This is a genomic window from Vibrio sp. MOR3 (genome assembly GCF_001557775.1).
GTDB classification, from domain to species: Bacteria; Pseudomonadota; Gammaproteobacteria; order Enterobacterales; family Vibrionaceae; genus Vibrio; species Vibrio jasicida.
This window is the reverse complement of record NZ_LNRD01000019.1, coordinates 41,638-61,142: the sequence shown is the minus strand read 5'-3', so window position 1 is coordinate 61,142 and position 19,505 is coordinate 41,638. Positions and strand designations below refer to the sequence as shown.

Annotated in this window: 20 protein-coding genes; 19 read left to right on the top strand and 1 reads right to left on the bottom strand. The window is 45.4% G+C overall.

Annotated features, from left to right (window positions below; translation table 11 throughout):
• Nucleotides 1–233: 233 nt before the first annotated feature.
• The 5 genes from queA to secF all read left to right on the top strand — a co-directional run bounded on the left by queA (nt 234) and on the right by secF (nt 5,964).
• Nucleotides 234–1,286, top strand: coding sequence for a tRNA preQ1(34) S-adenosylmethionine ribosyltransferase-isomerase QueA (gene queA / locus ATB76_RS24045; RefSeq protein WP_038869562.1), 1,053 nt, complete (start codon nt 234–236; stop codon nt 1,284–1,286).
• Nucleotides 1,287–1,495: 209 nt separating this feature from the next.
• Nucleotides 1,496–2,629 (top strand): tRNA guanosine(34) transglycosylase Tgt, encoded by a 1,134-nt coding sequence (tgt, locus tag ATB76_RS24040; RefSeq protein WP_061036217.1) that lies wholly within the window; start codon nt 1,496–1,498, stop codon nt 2,627–2,629.
• Between the two features lie 165 nt (nt 2,630–2,794).
• Nucleotides 2,795–3,124, top strand: a complete 330-nt coding sequence (yajC, locus tag ATB76_RS24035) for a preprotein translocase subunit YajC (RefSeq protein WP_010446143.1) — start codon at nt 2,795–2,797, stop codon at nt 3,122–3,124.
• A gap of 21 nt (nt 3,125–3,145) precedes the next feature.
• Nucleotides 3,146–5,002, top strand: a complete 1,857-nt coding sequence (gene secD / locus ATB76_RS24030) for a protein translocase subunit SecD (RefSeq protein WP_081094951.1) — start codon at nt 3,146–3,148, stop codon at nt 5,000–5,002.
• A 14-nt stretch (nt 5,003–5,016) separates the two neighbouring features.
• Nucleotides 5,017–5,964, top strand: coding sequence for a protein translocase subunit SecF (secF, locus tag ATB76_RS24025; protein WP_038869569.1), 948 nt, complete (start codon nt 5,017–5,019; stop codon nt 5,962–5,964).
• Between the two features lie 180 nt (nt 5,965–6,144).
• Here the strand turns inward: secF and suhB are convergent, their stop codons facing one another.
• Nucleotides 6,145–6,948 (bottom strand): inositol-1-monophosphatase, encoded by an 804-nt coding sequence (gene suhB, locus ATB76_RS24020; RefSeq protein ID WP_038869570.1) that lies wholly within the window; start codon nt 6,946–6,948, stop codon nt 6,145–6,147.
• Between the two features lie 232 nt (nt 6,949–7,180).
• Here suhB and trmJ point away from each other — a divergent pair, with 232 nt between their 5' ends.
• The 14 genes from trmJ (at nt 7,181) to ispG (ending at nt 19,461) form a co-directional block, all read left to right on the top strand.
• Nucleotides 7,181–7,900 carry a tRNA (cytosine(32)/uridine(32)-2'-O)-methyltransferase TrmJ gene (trmJ, locus tag ATB76_RS24015; RefSeq protein ID WP_038869573.1) on the top strand — a complete coding sequence of 240 codons (720 nt, stop codon included), beginning with the start codon at nt 7,181–7,183 and terminating at the stop codon, nt 7,898–7,900.
• 125 nt (nt 7,901–8,025) lie between these two features.
• Entirely contained in the window at nt 8,026–8,532 is a 507-nt protein-coding gene (iscR, locus tag ATB76_RS24010) for a Fe-S cluster assembly transcriptional regulator IscR (protein ID WP_038881779.1), read from the top strand.
• A 28-nt stretch (nt 8,533–8,560) separates the two neighbouring features.
• Complete coding sequence (locus tag ATB76_RS24005; protein ID WP_039978029.1) at nt 8,561–9,775, top strand: IscS subfamily cysteine desulfurase; 1,215 nt, start codon at nt 8,561–8,563, stop codon at nt 9,773–9,775.
• A 37-nt stretch (nt 9,776–9,812) separates the two neighbouring features.
• Nucleotides 9,813–10,196 carry a Fe-S cluster assembly scaffold IscU gene (gene iscU, locus ATB76_RS24000; RefSeq protein WP_005424883.1) on the top strand — a complete coding sequence of 128 codons (384 nt, stop codon included), beginning with the start codon at nt 9,813–9,815 and terminating at the stop codon, nt 10,194–10,196.
• Nucleotides 10,197–10,270: 74 nt separating this feature from the next.
• On the top strand, nt 10,271–10,594 hold the full coding sequence (iscA, locus tag ATB76_RS23995; protein ID WP_038869579.1) for an iron-sulfur cluster assembly protein IscA: 324 nt from the start codon (nt 10,271–10,273) through the stop codon (nt 10,592–10,594).
• 55 nt (nt 10,595–10,649) lie between these two features.
• On the top strand, nt 10,650–11,165 hold the full coding sequence (gene hscB, locus ATB76_RS23990; protein ID WP_042606293.1) for a co-chaperone HscB: 516 nt from the start codon (nt 10,650–10,652) through the stop codon (nt 11,163–11,165).
• Between the two features lie 21 nt (nt 11,166–11,186).
• Nucleotides 11,187–13,040, top strand: a complete 1,854-nt coding sequence (gene hscA, locus ATB76_RS23985) for a Fe-S protein assembly chaperone HscA (protein WP_061036216.1) — start codon at nt 11,187–11,189, stop codon at nt 13,038–13,040.
• Nucleotides 13,041–13,053: 13 nt separating this feature from the next.
• A complete protein-coding gene (gene fdx, locus ATB76_RS23980; RefSeq protein ID WP_005424889.1) occupies nt 13,054–13,392 on the top strand; it encodes an ISC system 2Fe-2S type ferredoxin in 339 nt (112 codons plus the stop codon).
• 47 nt (nt 13,393–13,439) lie between these two features.
• Entirely contained in the window at nt 13,440–13,634 is a 195-nt protein-coding gene (gene iscX / locus ATB76_RS23975; RefSeq protein WP_038869586.1) for a Fe-S cluster assembly protein IscX, read from the top strand.
• Between the two features lie 171 nt (nt 13,635–13,805).
• Nucleotides 13,806–15,104: an aminopeptidase PepB gene (gene pepB / locus ATB76_RS23970; RefSeq protein WP_038869587.1), complete on the top strand. Its 1,299-nt coding sequence runs from the start codon at nt 13,806–13,808 to the stop codon at nt 15,102–15,104.
• 99 nt (nt 15,105–15,203) lie between these two features.
• Nucleotides 15,204–15,629, top strand: coding sequence for a nucleoside-diphosphate kinase (gene ndk, locus ATB76_RS23965; protein WP_038869590.1), 426 nt, complete (start codon nt 15,204–15,206; stop codon nt 15,627–15,629).
• Nucleotides 15,630–15,839: 210 nt separating this feature from the next.
• The gene (locus tag ATB76_RS23960; RefSeq protein ID WP_038869592.1) at nt 15,840–16,967 is read left to right on the top strand and encodes a bifunctional tRNA (adenosine(37)-C2)-methyltransferase TrmG/ribosomal RNA large subunit methyltransferase RlmN; all 1,128 of its coding nucleotides are present in this window, start codon (nt 15,840–15,842) and stop codon (nt 16,965–16,967) included.
• Between the two features lie 413 nt (nt 16,968–17,380).
• Nucleotides 17,381–18,337 (top strand): cytoskeleton protein RodZ, encoded by a 957-nt coding sequence (rodZ, locus tag ATB76_RS23955; protein ID WP_038869593.1) that lies wholly within the window; start codon nt 17,381–17,383, stop codon nt 18,335–18,337.
• A gap of 5 nt (nt 18,338–18,342) precedes the next feature.
• A complete protein-coding gene (ispG, locus tag ATB76_RS23950; protein WP_005424674.1) occupies nt 18,343–19,461 on the top strand; it encodes a flavodoxin-dependent (E)-4-hydroxy-3-methylbut-2-enyl-diphosphate synthase in 1,119 nt (372 codons plus the stop codon).
• Nucleotides 19,462–19,505: the final 44 nt, after the last annotated feature.

The window sequence follows — 19,505 nt, the reverse complement described above, 5'->3', positions numbered from 1 at the left end:
AATCAGGCCGCAATAGATAGAAAAGATAAGCAGCGAACTCCGCTGCTTTTTTGTTGCTGCTAATCCTGAGACTTTCACGTTTTATTACACTCTTAATGAAAGGTTTTACAGTCAATCTAAGGGGATTTGCTTGCTATTGCAGCATGTAAACATATACTAGTCTGCTGCGAAAAACTCGTCGCAATTTTATCGTCGTTTTCGACGTGATTTGACCAATATATAAGACAAGTAACATGCAAGTATCAGATTTCCATTTCGACCTTCCAGATGAACTTATCGCCCGCTACCCTCAACCAGAGCGTACCGCTAGCCGACTGCTGCAAATGGATGGCAATACTGGCGAACTTATTGATGGCACATTTACTGATGTGTTGGACCAAGTTCAAGCTGGTGATCTAGTGGTTTTCAATAATACTCGCGTTATCCCTGCGCGTATGTTTGGTCGAAAAGAGTCTGGCGGCAAACTAGAAGTGTTGGTAGAGCGTATGTTGGACGAAAAGAGCATTCTGGCTCACGTTCGTTGTTCAAAATCACCAAAGCCAGGTTCGACTATTATTGTTGGCGAGAACGATGAATATTCAGCGCAAATGGTTGCTCGCCATGATGCTCTTTTTGAACTGAAGTTTGAGTCTGATAAGACGGTTTTAGACATTCTGGAAGAAATTGGTCACATGCCACTTCCTCCTTACATCGACCGCCCAGATGAAGACGCAGATAAAGAGCGTTACCAAACGGTTTACAACCAAAAGCCAGGTGCGGTTGCAGCACCAACGGCAGGCCTTCATTTTGATGATGTTCTGCTTGAGAAGATCAAGGCGAAAGGCGCTGAGTTTGCTTACGTAACACTTCATGTTGGTGCCGGTACGTTCCAACCAGTGAAAGTGGACGACATTAACGATCATCACATGCACGCTGAGTACGTTGAAGTACCGCAAGATGTTGTTGATGCGATTAATGCAGCTAAAGCACGCGGTGGCCGAATCGTTGCCGTAGGCACTACATCAGTTCGTTCGCTTGAAAGTGCAGCGCAAGACGCACTGAAGAAAGGCACGGAATTGGTACCATTCTTTGGTGATACTGAAATCTTTATCTACCCTGGTTACGAGTACCAGCTGGTGGATTGTTTGATCACCAATTTCCACTTGCCTGAGTCAACATTGATTATGTTGGTCAGTGCATTCGCAGGTTACGAGAACACCATGAATGCTTACAAGCACGCTGTGGATAACCAATACCGTTTCTTCTCGTACGGTGACTCAATGTTTATTAAGAAGAAAACGGCATAATGTTTTAACCCCTCCCTACTAGCCCTTCCTTTGTAAAAGGAGGGAGGTTAGGAGGGGGAGAAAGCTAATGATTTACGAGTGCTAGCAGTACGCTAGGAAACAGAGTAGAACTTCTGCTTTGTCTCTCGCAAGGAAGGCGACCGCTCCTTAAAGTGGGGAACACCCCCAAGATACATAGTCAGACTGTTTCTCTGACACTCGGAGGCATCGTGAAATTATCATTCGATCTTAAAAAGAAAAACGGCAATGCGCGTCGTGGTCAATTGACCTTCGAACGTGGCACTGTTCAAACTCCAGCATTCATGCCAGTAGGTACTTACGGTACGGTTAAAGGCATGACTCCGGAAGAAGTAAAAGGCACGGGTGCAGAAATCCTGCTAGGCAACACTTTCCACCTATGGTTACGTCCTGGTCAAGAAGTGATGAAAATGCACGGTGACCTGCACGATTTCATGAACTGGCACGGTCCTATTCTTACTGATTCAGGCGGTTTCCAAGTATTCAGCCTAGGTAAAATGCGTAAGATCACCGAAAAAGGTGTTCACTTCCGTAGCCCTGTAAACGGCGACAAGATTTTCATGGACGCTGAAAAGTCGATGGAAATCCAAAAAGACCTAGGTTCTGACATCGTCATGATCTTCGACGAGTGTACGCCATACCCAGCGACACACAACGAAGCGAAAAAATCGATGGAAATGTCACTACGTTGGGCACAACGCTCACGTGACCACTTCGATAAGCTAGAAAACCCGAACAACCTATTTGGTATTGTTCAAGGTGGTGTTTACGAAGACCTACGTGACGTATCGGTTAAAGGTCTAACTGAAATCGGTTTTGATGGTTACGCAGTTGGTGGTCTTGCAGTAGGCGAACCGAAAGAAGACATGCACCGTATCCTTGAGCACACTTGCCCACAACTTCCAGAAGATAAGCCTCGTTACCTAATGGGCGTAGGTAAGCCGGAAGATTTGGTTGAAGGTGTTCGTCGCGGTATCGACATGTTTGACTGTGTAATGCCAACGCGTAATGCACGAAACGGTCACCTATTTGTGACTGGTGGTGTGATCAAGATCCGTAATGCGAAACATAAAACGGATACAACTCCGCTAGATCCGCACTGTGACTGTTACACTTGTCAAAACTACAGCAAGTCGTACCTTCACCACCTAGAGCGTTGTAATGAAATTCTAGGCGCGCGTTTGAATACTATCCATAACTTGCGCTACTACCAGCGTTTGATGGAAAGCATTCGCACGGCGATTGATGAAGACCGTTTCGATGAGTTTGTTCAAGAGTTTTACGCTCGTCGTTACCGCGAAGTGCCACCACTAAGCAAAGCATAAAAGAATTAGAGCCTTTGGCATGTCGCCAGAGGCTTTTGCTAATAAAGTAGGCTAACGTACGTTATTTTTGAGAAGGTGATCTCTATTACTCACTCTTAGACTTGAATCTAAATTACGAAAGCCCAACTTGTTGGATTATCAATAAAATATAATGAGGATGTTTTAATGTTTATTTCTCAAGCTCATGCAGCAGCAGAAGGCGCTCCAGCTGGCGGCGGTTTTGAAATGCTAATCATGCTAGGCATGTTCGCGGTGATCTTCTACTTCATGATCTACCGTCCACAATCTAAGCGTGTAAAAGAGCACAAAAACCTGATGTCTTCCATGGGCAAAGGCGATGAAGTGCTAACAAGCGGTGGTCTAGTGGGTAAAATCACGAAAATCGCTGAAGACAATGACTACATTTCAATTGAGCTTAACGCAAACAATGAAGTTGTAATCAAGAAAGACTTCGTAACTGCAGTGCTACCAAAAGGTACGCTGAAGTCTCTATAAAACAGCTAAAGGATCCTCGCTGTGCTAAACCGTTACCCATTATGGAAGTACTTGATGGTATTTTTTGCCATCATCACCGCTGCGTTGTACGCACTTCCAAATATCTACGGTGAAGATCCGGCTATTCAAGTTACAGGGGCACGTGGTGCCTCTGTAGATATGTCAACGCTGGATGCTGTCACCAAAGCTCTTGATAAAGAGCATCTCTCTCATAAATCCATTGCTCTCGAGAATGGATCAATCCTTGTTCGTTTCAATAACACTGACACTCAAATCAGTGCCCGCGATATCATCAGTGAAGCGCTTGGCAAAGATAAAATTGTTGCACTCAACCTTGCTCCAGCTACGCCAGATTGGCTAGAAGCAATTGGTGCGTCACCACTTAAGCTAGGTCTTGACCTACGAGGTGGTGTTCACTTCTTGATGGAAGTGGATATGGACGCGGCGATGGAAAAGCTGGTTGGTCAACAAGAAGAAGCTTTCCGTAGTGAACTTCGTGAAGCTAAGATTCGCTACCGTGCAATCCGTCCTTCTGGTAAAGAAGGCGTGGAAGTATTGCTACGTAATGAAGAGCAACTAGCTGAAGCGAAAGCTACGTTGGAAAAGAATCACCCAGACATGAATTTTGTCGATTCTGATTCTGATGGTCGTTACGCGTTGATTGCCACCTTTACCGAGCAACGTTTACAAGAAATACGTAACTACGCAGTAGAACAAAACATCACGATTCTTCGTAACCGTGTAAATGAACTTGGTGTTGCTGAGCCATTGGTTCAACGTCAAGGTGCTAGCCGCATCGTAGTTGAATTGCCAGGTGTTCAAGACACCGCTCGAGCAAAAGAAATCCTAGGTGCTACGGCAACACTAGAATTCCGCGAAGTCGACGACAAAGCTGACCTTTCTGCTGCGGCAAACGGTCGAGCACCAGCTGGTAGCGAGATTAAGCAAGATCGCGATGGCCGTCCTGTTGTTCTGAAGAAACGCGTAATTCTCGGTGGCCAAAGCATCACAGATGCAAGTTCAAGTGTTGATGAATACGGTCGTCCTCAGGTTAACATCTCGCTAGACAGCGAAGGTGGTAACAAGATGTCAGCGTTCTCTAAAAAGAACATCGGTAAGCTAATGGCAACCGTGTTTGCAGAGTACAAAGATAGTGGTCGTCGTACGCCAGAAGGTCGTGTGATTCTGGATAAACATGAAGAAGTGATCAACCAAGCAACGATTCAGTCTGCGCTTGGCCGTAACTTCCGTATTACCGGTATCGATTCTGCTGCTGAAGCTCACAACCTAGCACTTCTACTTCGTGCTGGTGCTCTAATTGCGCCTATCTCAATCGTTGAAGAACGAACCATCGGTCCATCAATGGGTCAGCAAAACATCGATATGGGTATTCAAGCGTGTATCTGGGGTATGGTAGCCGTAATGCTATTTACGCTGCTTTACTACCGTGGTTTCGGTCTGATTGCCAATATTGCATTGATGGCGAACTTGGTTTTGATCATTGGTGTTATGTCGATGATTCCGGGGGCGACAATGACGCTGCCTGGTATTGCCGGTATCGTATTGACGGTCGGCATGGCAGTCGATGCCAACGTACTGATATTTGAGCGTATCCGTGAAGAACTTCGAGATGGGCGTAGTCCACAACAAGCGATTCACCAAGGTTACGCAAACGCATTCAGTACTATCGCCGATGCGAACATCACAACGCTTATCACTGCAATCATTCTATTTGCAGTAGGTACCGGCGCGGTGAAAGGTTTCGCGGTAACACTATCTATCGGTATCTTAACTTCAATGTTCACCGCTATTGTGGGTACACGTTGTATCGTGAACCTGATTTACGGTGGCAAACGCGTTGATAAATTGTCGATCTAAGGCTGGGAATTAATATGTTTCAAATTCTAAAAGCAGAAAACACGATCGGCTTTATGCGTTGGTCGAAAGTCGCGTTCGTATTCTCTATTGTTATGATCGCAGCTTCTATCTTCACGCTATCAACCAAATGGTTGAACTGGGGCCTAGATTTTACTGGTGGTACGCTTATCGAGGTGGGCTTTGAACAACCTGCAAACCTTGAAGAGATTCGTTCAGCACTAGATTCAAAAGGCTTCGGCGATGCGACAGTACAAAACTTTGGTAGTGCTCGTGATGTAATGGTTCGTCTTCGTCCTCGTGACGATATGTCTGGTGAAACACTAGGTAACCAAATCATTGGTGCTATTAAAGAAGGTACGGGTGAAAGCGTAGAAATGCGTCGTATCGAGTTTGTAGGTCCAAATGTTGGTGATGAGCTGACGGAAGCGGGTGGTCTAGCGATTCTTGTATCGCTGATCTGTATCCTGATCTACGTATCAATGCGATTCGAATGGCGTCTAGCGGCTGGTGCGGTAATGGCACTGGCACACGATATCATTATCACGCTGGGTGTCTTCTCACTGATGCAAATTGAAGTGGACCTAACCATCGTAGCGGCGCTACTTACGGTTGTTGGTTACTCGCTCAACGATACCATCGTTGTATTCGACCGGATTCGTGAAAACTTCCGTAAGATGCGTAAGGGCGAACCTTCGGACATCATGGATGCATCAATCACTCAAACATTGAGCCGTACATTGATTACGTCTGGTACGACATTGTTCGTAGTTATTGCACTGTTCATGCAAGGTGGTGCGATGATTCACGGCTTCGCAACCGCACTTCTACTAGGTATCACTGTAGGTACTTACTCTTCTATCTATGTAGCATCAGCACTAGCGCTAAAACTGGGTATCCAGAAAGAGCACTTGATGCCACCTCAAGTAGAAAAAGAAGGTGCAGAGTTCGACGAGATGCCATAAGGCAGATTGAGAACCGAAAACAAAAACCGCTGAGCAATCAGCGGTTTTTTTATGTCTGAAAAAATTTGCTTAAGTGCCGTTTGAACTGGTTAGTGAACTTCAGAAATAAAAAAGCCCCGCTCAATGAGCGGGGCTATTCAAAAGTCATCAGCGTGACGGGCTTAGTATGACTTAAGAATCTTACTTAAGGATCGCGCTGTTGCCGTTTTCACGGATGTGTTTAAGCATTGATTTAACGCCACGAGCGCTAGAAGCAACGATGTTGCCTGACTTCATGTACTCAGTGCCGCCAGCAAAGTCAGTTAGGATTGCACCAGCTTCACGAGCGATAAGCTCACCAGCTGCCATATCCCAAGGTTTTAGACCTAGTTCGAAGTAACCATCAACACGGCCTGCAGCCACGTAACATAGGTCAAGAGCAGCAGAGCCGCTACGACGGAAGTCAGCACATTCAGTGAATAGAGAACCAACGATTTTGATGTAAGACTCAGCGTGTTGCTTCTGTTTGAATGGGAAACCAGTCGCTAGAACAGTACCTTGAAGGTCTTTCAGTTGAGCTACACGAATACGAGCGTTGTTTAGTTGAGCGCCAGCACCACGTTGTGCAGTGAATAGCTCGTTTTGCATTGGATCGTATACACAAGCCACTTCAGTTTTACCTTTGAAGCGAACCGCGATAGATACTGCGAACGTTGGGTAACCTTTTACAAAGTTATTGGTGCCATCCAGTGGGTCGATGATCCATTGTACGTCTTTATCTTTACCTTCGATAAGACCAGCTTCTTCAGCAACGATACAGTGCTCTGGGTAAGAGTGCTTGATAGTATCAATGATGATAGCTTCTGCTTCTTTGTCTACGTTAGTAACAAAGTCATTAGTGCCTTTTAGCGTAGACTCAACTTTATCTGTGTTTTCTAATGATTTAGCAATATGATTGCCTGCTTTTCGCGCAGCGCGAATAGCAATGTTTAGCATTGGATGCATACGAATTTCCCAACGGATGTTAAAGAACAATTTAAAGCGGCGGCGAGTATACCAGAGTGCAGAGAAAAAGGAAGTGGTTATTTTTTGGTCGTATGTAAAAGCCGCACTAATTAGCCCTACCTTAAAGCTGAAAAACAATTGATGAGAATGCGAATAGAAACCTGCTTCACCCTAGGGTGTGTTAAAAAATTATGGTAATATCCTTCGGTTTTAATTTAGGTAGCAATCACAGATGTTGGATCAAGTAAAAGTCGTACTCGTCGGAACTTCTCATTCAGGCAACATTGGCTCGGCAGCTCGAGCAATGAAAGTCATGGGTTTAAGCCAGCTTGTATTGGTTGATCCGCAATGTGAGGTCGACGACCAAACCCTAGCACTAGCGGCAGGGGCAGGTGATATTGCACAAAATGCCAAGGTAGTAAAAACACTAGAAGATGCCATTGAAGATTGTGGCCTAGTGGTTGGTTCTAGTGCACGTTCACGCACTTTAGAATGGCCAATGCTTGAACCACGTGAATGTGGTGAAAAGTTTGCCGTCGAAGGCCAAAAGCACCCTGTTGCATTGGTATTTGGCCGAGAAAGAACAGGCCTCACTAATGAAGAATTGCAGAAGTGTCACTACCATGTTTGCATTCCAGCTAACCCTGAATACAGCTCGCTCAACCTAGCAATGGCTGTACAGACGCTGAGCTATGAAGTGCGTGTTGCACACCTCAACCTAGAACAAAGCCAGTACACGCCAAGTGAGCCTGAAGAGTACCCTCGCCATAAAGAATTAGAAATGTTCTTCGAACACCTTGAAAAAGTAATGGTGGAGACCCAATTTATTAGCAAAGATCAGCCTGGTCAGGTGATGAACAAGCTTCGTCGTTTGTATTCACGAGCTCGACCAGAGGCTCAAGAGCTTAATATCTTGCGTGGTGTTTTGACGGCGATTGAAAAGAAGCTCTGAACAAATAATAACCACCTTAGGTGTAAGGATGAATACCTGACTATTTTAGTCAAATAAATACTTGACCATTTTAGTCGGGTATGGAAAAATCCTAATCATTACAAACGATGTGGATACGGTGTGGTATGAAACTTACATCTAAAGGAAGATATGCGGTGACGGCCATGCTGGATGTGGCACTGCACTCGCAACAAAACCCAGTACCTCTAGCTGATATCTCAGAGCGTCAGGGTATCTCGCTCTCATACTTAGAGCAGCTTTTTTCAAAATTGCGCAAAGCCGGTCTTGTTGCCAGCGTTCGTGGTCCTGGCGGTGGTTACCGACTGGGTACTGACGCTCACAGCATCGCTATTGGCACTGTTATCGCAGCGGTTGATGAGTCAGTTGACGCAACCAAATGCCAAGGCAAAGGCGACTGCCAAGGTGGCACTCGTTGCTTAACCCACACTTTGTGGCGTGACCTAAGCTCTCGCATTAGTGACTTCTTAAATAACATTACGCTCGGTGAGTTAATGACAGATAATGAAGTCTTAGAAATTTCTGATCGTCAGGACATTGATCTTGTGGTCACTCATGGGTTATCAAACAAAAATACAACCACCGCGCCCATCGGTGTAAACGTCCGCTCTTAGCGGTCAGCATTTTACATTGGAGTAGAGAATGAAACTGCCGATTTATCTTGATTATTCCGCTACATGTCCAGTCGATCCTCGTGTTGCTGAAAAAATGGTTCAGTACATGACAATGGATGGCACATTTGGCAACCCAGCTTCGCGTTCGCACCGTTACGGCTGGCAGGCAGAAGAAGCTGTAGATACTGCTCGTGAGCAAATTGCTGACCTTCTAAATGCAGATCCACGCGAAATCGTATTTACATCAGGTGCGACCGAGTCAGACAACCTTGCAATCAAAGGTGCTGCTCACTTTTACTCTAAGAAGGGTAAACACGTAATCACTTGTAAAACAGAGCACAAAGCCGTTCTTGACCCATGTCGTCAATTAGAGCGCGAAGGTTTTGAAGTGACTTACCTAGAGCCAGAAGCAAACGGCCTAGTTGATTTAGGCAAGCTGCAAGCAGCAATGCGTGAAGATACTGTTTTGGTTTCAATCATGCACGTTAACAACGAGATTGGTGTTATCCAAGACATCACCGCAATCGGCGAATTATGTCGTGAACGTAAGATTGTGTTCCATGTGGATGCTGCACAGTCGGCAGGCAAGTTGCCAATCGACGTTCAAGAAATGAAAGTTGACCTTATTTCACTGTCTGCGCACAAAGCTTACGGTCCTAAAGGTATCGGCGCACTTTACGTACGTCGCAAACCTCGAATCCGTCTTGAGGCGCAAATGCACGGTGGCGGTCATGAGCGTGGTTTCCGCTCGGGTACACTTCCAACTCACCAGATCGTAGGTATGGGTGAAGCGTTCCGCGTAGCAAAAGAAGACATGCAAAAAGATTACGATCACGCATTAGCACTTCGTAACCGTCTTCTAGATGGCGTTAAAGATCTAGAAGCAGTAACGGTGAATGGTGATCTAGAACAGCGTGTTCCACACAACCTAAACGTGAGCTTTGCATTCGTAGAAGGCGAATCTCTACTGATGTCACTAAAAGACCTAGCAGTCTCTTCTGGTAGTGCTTGTACATCAGCGAGCCTAGAGCCATCTTACGTTCTTCGTGCTCTTGGTCTAGACGACGAATTGGCGCACAGCTCAGTACGTTTCTCATTTGGTCGTTTCACGACTGAAGCAGAAATTGATTACGCAATTGAACAAATCCGCGTTGCAGTGACTAAGCTACGCGACATGTCTCCTCTATGGGATATGTACAAGGAAGGGGTTGATCTGAGCACTGTTGAATGGGCTCATCATTAATCTCACGGACTGAATAGAGGATTCGAGGTAATTTATCATGGCATACAGCGAAAAAGTAATTGATCACTATGAGAACCCACGTAACGTTGGTTCTTTCGATAAAGAAGACCCATCAGTAGGCAGCGGCATGGTTGGCGCACCAGCTTGTGGTGACGTAATGAAACTTCAAATCAAAGTGACGCCAGAAGGCATCATTGAAGACGCGAAATTCAAAACATACGGTTGTGGTAGTGCGATTGCTTCAAGCTCACTCGTAACTGAGTGGGTAAAAGGCAAGTCTATCGACGAAGCGGCATCTATCAAAAACTCTGAGATTGCAGAAGAGCTAGAGCTTCCACCAGTGAAAGTTCACTGCTCAATCCTAGCGGAAGATGCAATCAAAGCAGCAGTTGCTGACTACAAGAAAAAACACCAGGAATAAGTATTCCGTATATAATGGGAGCCCTTAAAACGCTCCCATTCCAAAACGTAATTTAGACAAACTTAAGGTGCAGTATGGCCATCACAATGACAGAAACAGCGGCAAGTCGCGTAAAAGCATTCCTAGACAACCGAGGCAAGGGTGTCGGTTTGCGTCTTGGAGTGAAGACGACAGGCTGTTCCGGCATGGCTTACGTACTTGAGTTCGTCGATGATCTTAACGAAGAAGATGAAGTATTTGACCTTTCAGGTGTGAAAATCATCATCGATCAGAAGAGCTTGGTGTACTTAGACGGTACCGAGTTAGATTACGTGAAGGAAGGGTTGAATGAAGGCTTTGAATTCAACAACCCGAATGCAAAAAGTGAATGTGGTTGTGGTGAAAGCTTCAACGTCTAATTGTTCGTCCTTCTGGACGACCGAGTCCAGAAGGCTTTACTAGGACCCGATCTTAATGAATCACTTTGAATTATTTGGGCTACCAAGTCAGTTTAAGCTGGATGGTAGCCTTCTTTCTTCTCAGTTCCGAGAACTACAAAAACGCTTCCACCCAGATAACTTTGCTACTGCTTCTGAGCGTGATCGCTTGATGGCGGTACAAAAAGCAGCGCAAATTAACGATGCTTATCAAATTCTAAAGCAGCCTATTTCACGTGCGGAATATCTCTTGGCTGAAAATGGCATTGAAATTCGTGGTGAACAGCAAACTATGCAAGACCCAATGTTCTTGATGGAACAAATGGAATTGCGTGAAGAATTGGAAGACATTGCTGACAGCTCTGATCCGGAATCAGCGCTTTTTGACTTCGACTCTAAGGTCAGCAAAATGTACAAACAGCATTTGGTGAGTGTAGAAAAAGAACTTGATAATAGTCTTTGGCCAGAAGCCGCAGACCGAGTTCGAAAACTCAAATTTATTGCCAAACTAAAGAACGAAATTGAACTGGTTGAAGACAAACTCCTCGGCTAGTTAGCGTGACAAGGACCCATCATGGCACTACTTCAAATCGCAGAACCGGGCCAAAGCTCGGCACCTCATGAGCATAAGTTAGCAGCGGGTATCGACTTAGGTACCACTAACTCTTTGGTTGCATCAGTTCGAAGCGGCGACGCAAAAACTCTGACAGATGACCAAGGCCGTAGCATTTTGCCTTCAGTGGTAAACTACACGCAAGATTCAGCGTCAATCGGTTACGATGCCAAAGCAAAAGCAGAGCTAGAGCCAGCAAACACCATCATCTCGGTAAAACGTCTGATCGGCCGTTCATTAAAAGACATTCAAGCTCGCTACCCATCTTTGCCTTACCAATTTAAAGAAAGCGACAACGGTCTGCCAATTCTGCAAACCGCTCAAGGTGACAAAAACCCGATTGAAGTGTCTGCCGACATTCTTAAAGCGCTTAGCAAGCGTGCAGAAGAAACGCTAGGTGGTGAATTAGCTGGCGTGGTAATTACTGTTCCTGCTTACTTTGATGACGCTCAACGTGCTGGTACAAAAGACGCGGCGAAATTGGCTGGTCTTCATGTACTACGTCTGCTTAACGAGCCTACAGCGGCTGCGATTGCTTACGGTTTAGATTCTGGCCAAGAAGGCGTTATTGCGGTTTACGACTTGGGTGGTGGTACGTTTGATATCTCTATCTTACGCTTGTCGAAAGGCGTATTTGAAGTATTAGCAACAGGTGGTGACTCGGCGCTAGGTGGTGATGACTTTGACCATCTTTTAGCAGACTACCTGATGGAGCAAGCTGGCTTAAAAGCGCCGCTTTCTGCTGAGAAAAACCGTGCGTTGCTGAACATTGCAACCGAGACGAAAATTGCGTTTTCTGAGCAAGACCGCGTTGATGTTGATGTATTTGGCTGGAAAGGCTCAGTGACTCGTGAGCAGTTCGAAGATTTGATTCGTCCTCTGGTTAAGAAAACGCTGATGTCTTGTCGTCGAGCATTGAAAGATGCAGATGTCGATGCAGAAGATGTACTTGAAGCCGTAATGGTGGGTGGCTCAACACGAACGTTACTTGTTCGCGAAATGGTCGGTGACTTCTTTGGTCGCAAACCGCTTACTACGATCAATCCAGACGAAGTCGTCGCAATCGGTGCCGGTATCCAAGCGGATATTTTGGCAGGTAACAAACCTGATTCTGAAATGCTTCTGCTTGACGTCATCCCATTGTCTCTTGGTATTGAAACCATGGGTGGCCTGGTTGAGAAAATTATTCCTCGTAACACCACAATCCCAGTTGCACGAGCGCAAGAATTTACCACATTTAAAGATGGTCAAACGGCTATGACAGTGCACACCGTTCAAGGTGAACGTGAAATGGTGGACGATTGCCGCTCACTCGCTCGTTTTTCATTGAAAGGCATTCCTCCAATGGCAGCAGGCGCAGCACACATTCGCGTGACTTATCAAGTGGATGCTGACGGTCTATTGTCCGTGACCGCGATGGAGAAAAGCACAGGCGTACAATCTGAGATTCAGGTGAAGCCTTCGTACGGTCTGAGTGATAATGAAGTCGCGAACATGCTACGTGATTCAATGGCGTTTGCGAAAGAAGACATGCAAGCTCGAGCTCTAGCGGAGCAACGTGTTGAAGCTGACCGAGTGATTGAGGGCTTGATTGCGGCAATGCAAACTGATGGCGATGAATTGCTGTCAGAGCAAGAAAAACAAGCATTAGTTAAAGTTATTGAAGCGTTGATCGAGTTGCGCAATGGCGACGATGTCGCAGCAATCGAACAAGGTATTAAAGACACCGACAAAGCAAGCCAAGACTTTGCGTCGCGACGTATGGATAAATCAATTCGAGCTGCACTGTCTGGTCAGTCAGTTAATGATATATAAGAGATAAGTAGTTATGCCTAAGATTATTGTATTACCGCACGAAGATTTGTGCCCAGAAGGTGCAGTGTTGGAAGCAAACACTGGTGACACCGTTCTAGATGTAGCACTGAAAAACGGTATCGGTATTGAACACGCATGTGAAAAGTCATGTGCTTGTACAACTTGCCACGTGATCATTCGTGAAGGTTTTGATTCACTAGAAGAGAGTGAAGAACTAGAAGACGATATGCTAGATAAAGCATGGGGTCTGGAACCAGAATCTCGTCTTGGTTGCCAAGCAAAAGTAGCGGATGAAGATTTGGTTGTTGAGATTCCAAAATACACGCTAAACCACGCGTCAGAAGATCACTAATACTATCTCCCCAATAATATAGGGGCGAAGCAAAAGGAAGATGAGCAATGAAATGGACAGATTCTCGCGACATCGCGATTGAGCTTTGTGACAAGTTTCCTGATACGGATCCTAAAACGGTACGTTTTACGGATTTACATCAATGGATCACTGAATTGGAAGAGTTTGACGATGAACCAAACCGTTCTAATGAAAAGATCCTAGAAGCCGTTATCTTGTGCTGGATGGATGAAGCTGACTAATGCTCGATTCGGCGGTAAAACGCAGCAGAGTTAACAATTCTCACTAAAAAAAGCGGACCTCAAGGTCCGTTTTTTTATCAAGTTGACATTTTTACCCTACATAATGCTAACATCCGTTAGTTATTAAAAAGAAGAGGCGTAGGCAACGCCGTTATAAGACAAGGAGAAACCATGTCTACACAGATGTCTGTATTTCTAAGCCAAGAACCAGCGGCACCACATTGGGGCGACAAAGCATTGCTTTCTTTCGCTGAAAATGGCGCAACGATTCACCTAGGTGAAGGGCATGATCTTGGCGCAGTCCAACGTGCAGCTCGTCAACTAGATGGCCAAGGAATTCGTTCAATTCTACTTGCTGGTGATAACTGGGATGTTGAAAGCGTTTGGGCTTTCCACCAAGGTTACCGCAACCCGAAAAAACACGGCACACTAGAGTGGATTGCTCTGTCTGAAAAAGACCAAGCTGAGCTTCATGCTCGCATCACTGCAACCGACTTTACTCGTGACATTATCAACAAAACAGCAGAAGAAGTTGCCCCTCGTCAACTGGCAACCATGGCTGCGGAATTCATCAAATCTGTTGCGCCTCAAGGTACAGTTACTGCTCGTATCGTAAAAGATAAAGACCTACTGTCGGAAGGCTGGGAAGGTATCTACGCAGTGGGTCGTGGTTCTGAGCGAACGTCAGCAATGCTGCAACTTGATTACAACCCAACAGGCGATGAAAACGCACCAGTCTTTGCATGTCTAGTAGGTAAAGGCATTACATTTGACTCAGGCGGTTACAGCTTGAAGCCATCAAACTTCATGACGGCAATGAAGGCTGATATGGGCGGTTCAGGTACGATTACTGGTGGTCTTGGTCTCGCTATTCTTCGTGGTCTGAACAAGCGTGTGAAGCTGATTCTTTGTTGTGCTGAGAACATGGTATCTGGTCGTGCGCTTAAACTTGGCGACATCATTACCTACAAAAACGGTAAGACGGTTGAGATCATGAACACCGACGCCGAAGGACGCTTGGTACTTGCTGATGGTCTTATTTACGCAAGTGAGCAAACCCCAGAGCTCATCATTGACTGTGCAACGCTGACAGGCGCAGCGAAGAACGCACTAGGTAATGATTACCATGCGCTAATGAGTTTTGATGACGAGCTTTCTCATCAAGCGCTAACGGCCGCGAACCAAGAGAAAGAAGGTCTGTGGCCACTACCTCTTGCTGATTTCCACCGTGGCATGCTGCCATCAAACTTTGCTGACCTGTCTAACATCAGTTCTGGTGATTACTCTCCTGGTGCGAGCACTGCCGCGGCATTCTTGTCTTACTTCGTTGAAGATTACAAGAAAGGTTGGTTGCATTTTGATTGCGCGGGCACCTACCGTAAGTCAGCGTCAGATAAATGGTCTGCTGGTGCGACAGGTATGGGGGTTCGTACTCTTGCCCGTTTCCTAAACGAACAAGCCACAAAATAAGACTTTTACCAGTGCAGACTTTTGTCTGTACTGGTATAACTAAGAGAGACGCAAGTCCCTCATATAAAACTATTATTACAAGTACAAAAAGGAAACTTTATGGCTCTAGAAAGAACGTTTTCAATTGTTAAGCCCGACGCTGTAGAACGCAATCTGATTGGTGAGATCTACCACCGCATTGAAAAAGCTGGTCTACGCATCGTTGCTGCAAAAATGGTTCATCTGACAGAAGAACAGGCGAGCGGTTTTTACGCAGAACATGAAGGCAAACCTTTTTTCCCTGCACTGAAAGAGTTCATGACATCTGGTCCTATCATGGTTCAGGTTTTGGAAGGTGAAGATGCAATCGCTCGTTACCGTGAGCTAATGGGGAAAACAAATCCAGAAGAAGCGGCATGTGGCACTATCCGTGCAGACTACGCACTTAGTATGCGTTACAACTCTGTTCATGGCTCAGACAGCCCTACATCTGCAGCTCGTGAGATTGAATTCTTCTTCCCTGAGTCAGAGATTTGCCCGCGTTAATCTTGTTCTAATATGAATGTTGAGCCTCGGAATTTTCCGGGGCTTTTTATTATCGAAAATTGACTGAGAACTGATCACACCTATTGTCTAAAATTTAATCTATAGGATTTTAATGCCTTAGCAAACTCAGGGTCTTAGAACCCTTGTTGTAGCTGCATAAAGGCTGTACAATTCGCGCCCTTATTCTTGTTTCAGTCATTGAGAGGCAACATGACCACTGAAAAAATCAATCTACTCGACTTTGATCGCAAAGGCATGCGTCAATTTTTCGCGGAAGAGCTAGGCGAAAAAGCGTTCCGTGCGGATCAGGTTATGAAGTGGATCTACCATTTCGGTGTTGATGACTTCGATAACATGACGAACATCAACAAGAAGCTACGTGAAAAACTGCAACACAAGTGCGAAATCAAAGCACCAACGGTAGCAGAAGCTCAGCACTCTTCAGACGGCACAATCAAGTGGGCGATGAAGGTGGGTGATCAGGACGTAGAAACGGTTTATATCCCAGAAGAAGATCGTGCGACATTATGTGTATCGTCTCAGGTAGGTTGTGCGCTGGAATGTAAGTTCTGTTCAACTGCTCAACAGGGTTTCAACCGTAACCTAAAAGTTTCTGAAATCATTGGTCAGGTCTGGCGTGCTGCGCGCGAAGTTGGTTTGCAAAAAGAAACCGGTCGTCGCCCAATCACTAACGTGGTAATGATGGGTATGGGTGAGCCTCTTCTAAACATGAAGAACCTTATCCCTGCGCTTGAAATCATGCTTGATGATCTTGGCTTTGGCTTGTCTAAACGTCGTGTCACCGTATCTACTTCTGGTGTGGTTTCTGGTCTTGATCAGATGACGGGTAAAATTGACGTCGCATTGGCGATCTCTCTACACGCGCCAAATGATGAACTGCGTAGCCAAATTATGCCGATCAACGACCGTTGGGACATTCAAGATTTCCTTGCATCCGTTCGTCGTTACATCGCTTCATCGAATGCTAATCGCGGAAAAGTAACCGTTGAGTACGTACTACTTGATCATGTGAATGATGATATGGACCACGCTCGTGAACTTGCGGAACTCATGAAAGATACGCCATGTAAGATCAACCTGATTCCGTTTAACCCGTATCCAGGTTCTCCTTACAAAAAACCAAGTAACTCACGCATCGACCGTTTCCAGAAAACATTGATGCAATACGAACACACGGTAACGGTTCGTAAAACGCGTGGTGATGATATCGATGCCGCATGCGGGCAGTTAGTTGGTGATGTTATTGACCGCACCAAACGTACAGCATCTCTAAAAGCTGCGCGTGGTGCAGAAACCATCGACGTAAAAGCAGTATAAGTTGTAACAAATTCTTGAATAGCCAGAGCCTTATGCTCTGGCTATTTTGTTTGTAATATCTACACTGTATCCTTATAGACACAGCGTTGTGAGTAGAAATATTACTTAGCTGTGTCAATTTTTGGACAAAAGCTTGAGCTATCTGTTAATTTGAGAGCAAAGAGTTTTTGTCTTCCTTATACATTCGCTTATCATGGTGAGCGAAATATAACAAAGACACTGACTATTCTCAGTATTCTCTCAATTACGTTTGCTGATTCATTGCAAGCGAGCATTCATACTCCGAACACTGAGAATTTCTAAAAGATTATTTTGGTTAACGCGTTTAGGCTAGCTATCTTTAAGTGAGGCTTAAGAACAAAAACGAAAATAAATAACTGTGTTAGCCACCAAACAGATTAAATACCGCCATTATGACAGAACACGAAAACACCAATGAAGTCCCGCTTTCTATGGAAGCTGGCACGTTACTAAAAAACAAACGCGAATCTCTAGGGATGACTCAGAAGCATGTTGCTGATCGCCTAAGACTTCGCGTTTCTGTTATTGAAGATATTGAAAGTAATCGATTTGAAGCACAGCAAGTTACTACGTTTACTCGTGGTTACTTACGTTCTTATGCAAAGCTTGTTGGGCTTGATGAAAAGATTGTTTTGGCAGCTTTAGAGCAGACTTCTGAAGTTCACGTTAAGCCACAAGAAACAGAGATGCAAAGTTTCTCTCGTAAAACCAAACACGAGAAACACAATAGCCGAATTATGCTGCTCACATGGGCGATTGCGATTGTGATTACTGGTATCTCTGGCGCTTGGTGGTGGCAGAACCAGCAAGAAAACAGCCTTGCTCAAGTTGTGACAGAATCAAGTTCAGAAACGGAACAAACAGCGGACGATGCTGATATCGATCTAATGAGTGCCGATGAACTTATCGCAAGCACGCCTGCGGAAGTTGCGCCAGTGGTAGAAGTTGCTGAAGCCGTTTCATCTGCTGACGAGACGGTAAGTAAAGCAGAAAGCGCGGTAGCAACAACTGAAGAAACGATGACAGAAGCTGTGGCAGAAGAGCCTGTTGCGGTCATCGAAGATGCTCAAGCAACTCAAGAACCAATGACGCCTGTTGTGCCAGAGGGCATGACGTTATTAACCATGAAGTTTAAAGCAGACTGCTGGATTCAGGTTAAGGACTCGAATGGCAAAACGCTAGTAAGCGGGACCCGTAAACCGGGTCAAGACGTAGAACTTGCCGGAAAAGCACCTTTTAAAGTGATATTAGGCGCACCAGAAGGCGTAACCATGACATTTGCAAGTGAACCTGTCGACCTTTCTGGGTATACTTCAGGCAAAGTCGCTAGATTCACTTTACCGTTATAAATATTATGCAACACGAATCTCCAATTATTCGTCGTAAATCGACGCGTATTTATGTGGGTGATGTGCCAATTGGTGATGGTGCACCGATTGCTGTACAGTCAATGACAAACACTCGCACGACTGATGTGGAAGCTACAGTCGCACAAATCCGAGCATTAGAAAAAGTGGGTGCAGACATTGTACGTGTTTCTGTTCCTACTATGGATGCTGCGGAAGCTTTTAAGCTCATCAAACAGCAAGTGTCTGTGCCGTTAGTTGCGGACATTCACTTTGACTACCGTATCGCCCTGAAAGTGGCAGAGTACGGTGTTGATTGTTTGCGTATCAACCCAGGTAACATCGGAAACGAAGAGCGTATTCGCTCTGTTGTTGATTGTGCCCGTGACAAAAACATCCCTATCCGTATTGGTGTAAACGGTGGTTCTTTGGAAAAAGATCTGCAGATGAAATACGGTGAGCCAACGCCAGAGGCATTGGTAGAGTCGGCGATGCGTCACGTGGATCATCTAGATCGTCTTAACTTTGACCAGTTTAAAGTCAGTGTGAAAGCGTCAGATGTGTTCCTAGCGGTGGATTCATACCGTCTATTGGCAAAACAGATTGACCAGCCACTACACCTAGGTATCACCGAAGCCGGTGGTGCAAGAGCTGGTGCTGTTAAGTCATCGGTTGGTCTTGGTATGCTTTTGGCTGAAGGCATCGGTGATACGCTACGTATCTCATTGGCGGCAGATCCAGTAGAAGAGATCAAAGTTGGCTTTGATATTCTTAAGTCTCTGCGTATTCGCTCACGTGGCATCAACTTTATTGCTTGTCCAAGCTGTTCACGTCAGGAGTTCGACGTGATTAACACAGTTAACGCATTGGAAGAGCGTCTAGAAGACATCATCACACCTATGGATGTGTCTATCATCGGCTGTGTCGTAAACGGTCCAGGTGAAGCTGAGGTTTCACACCTAGGTCTAGCAGGTAGCAATAAGAAGAGCGCATTCTACGAAGACGGCAAACGTCAGAAAGAGCGTTTCGACAACGATGATCTAGTGAATCAGCTAGAAGCGAAAATCCGTGCGAAAGCGTCTGTATTAGACCAAGCTAACCGCATCGATATCAAACAAGAAGATTAATCTCATAGCTTGAGCACGCTAAGTGTGCTCGGGTTACTAAGCGA

Excerpts from the sequence above, each read along its gene's own strand:
- queA (WP_038869562.1), top strand. The coding sequence starts at position 234 with ATGCAAGTATCAGATTTCCATTTCGACCTTCCAGATGAACTTATCGCC.
- yajC (WP_010446143.1), top strand. The coding sequence starts at position 2,795 with ATGTTTATTTCTCAAGCTCATGCAGCAGCAGAAGGCGCTCCAGCTGGC.
- secF (WP_038869569.1), top strand. The coding sequence starts at position 5,017 with ATGTTTCAAATTCTAAAAGCAGAAAACACGATCGGCTTTATGCGTTGG.
- suhB (WP_038869570.1), bottom strand. The coding sequence starts at position 6,948 with ATGCATCCAATGCTAAACATTGCTATTCGCGCTGCGCGAAAAGCAGGC.
- trmJ (WP_038869573.1), top strand. The coding sequence starts at position 7,181 with ATGTTGGATCAAGTAAAAGTCGTACTCGTCGGAACTTCTCATTCAGGC.
- iscR (WP_038881779.1), top strand. The coding sequence starts at position 8,026 with ATGAAACTTACATCTAAAGGAAGATATGCGGTGACGGCCATGCTGGAT.
- ATB76_RS24005 (WP_039978029.1), top strand. The coding sequence starts at position 8,561 with ATGAAACTGCCGATTTATCTTGATTATTCCGCTACATGTCCAGTCGAT.
- iscU (WP_005424883.1), top strand. The coding sequence starts at position 9,813 with ATGGCATACAGCGAAAAAGTAATTGATCACTATGAGAACCCACGTAAC.
- iscA (WP_038869579.1), top strand. The coding sequence starts at position 10,271 with ATGGCCATCACAATGACAGAAACAGCGGCAAGTCGCGTAAAAGCATTC.
- hscB (WP_042606293.1), top strand. The coding sequence starts at position 10,650 with ATGAATCACTTTGAATTATTTGGGCTACCAAGTCAGTTTAAGCTGGAT.
- hscA (WP_061036216.1), top strand. The coding sequence starts at position 11,187 with ATGGCACTACTTCAAATCGCAGAACCGGGCCAAAGCTCGGCACCTCAT.
- fdx (WP_005424889.1), top strand. The coding sequence starts at position 13,054 with ATGCCTAAGATTATTGTATTACCGCACGAAGATTTGTGCCCAGAAGGT.
- iscX (WP_038869586.1), top strand. The coding sequence starts at position 13,440 with ATGAAATGGACAGATTCTCGCGACATCGCGATTGAGCTTTGTGACAAG.
- pepB (WP_038869587.1), top strand. The coding sequence starts at position 13,806 with ATGTCTACACAGATGTCTGTATTTCTAAGCCAAGAACCAGCGGCACCA.
- ndk (WP_038869590.1), top strand. The coding sequence starts at position 15,204 with ATGGCTCTAGAAAGAACGTTTTCAATTGTTAAGCCCGACGCTGTAGAA.
- ATB76_RS23960 (WP_038869592.1), top strand. The coding sequence starts at position 15,840 with ATGACCACTGAAAAAATCAATCTACTCGACTTTGATCGCAAAGGCATG.
- rodZ (WP_038869593.1), top strand. The coding sequence starts at position 17,381 with ATGACAGAACACGAAAACACCAATGAAGTCCCGCTTTCTATGGAAGCT.
- ispG (WP_005424674.1), top strand. The coding sequence starts at position 18,343 with ATGCAACACGAATCTCCAATTATTCGTCGTAAATCGACGCGTATTTAT.